Here is a 216-nt window from a genome sequence, read left to right as displayed (position 1 = left end):
CGTGTCGAGGCCGTTGATGCGCACCGAGACGGTCTTGCCCTTGGCGCGCCAGTCGATGTCGTTGAGCGCCTGGATGATGTTCTTGCGGGCGCGCTCCTTGTCGGGCGGCGCCACCGCGTCCTCGATGTCGAGGAAGACGAAGTCGGCGGCGCTGTTGGCCGCCTTGTCGATCATCTCCGGGCTGGAGCCCGGAACGGCCAGCTCGCTGCGCTGCAG

General features: G+C 68.1%; 1 protein-coding gene. It reads right to left on the bottom strand.

The window, feature by feature from the left end:
- Positions 1 to 216 (bottom strand): aldolase/citrate lyase family protein (locus DH10_RS35860; protein ID WP_246811698.1); only part of this gene is annotated, 216 nt, incomplete at both ends.

The organism is Mesorhizobium silamurunense (genome assembly GCF_014843825.1).
GTDB lineage: Bacteria > Pseudomonadota > Alphaproteobacteria > Rhizobiales > Rhizobiaceae > Mesorhizobium > Mesorhizobium silamurunense.
Note: the sequence above shows the minus strand (reverse complement) of the source record. Positions and strands in the feature narration are given on the sequence as shown.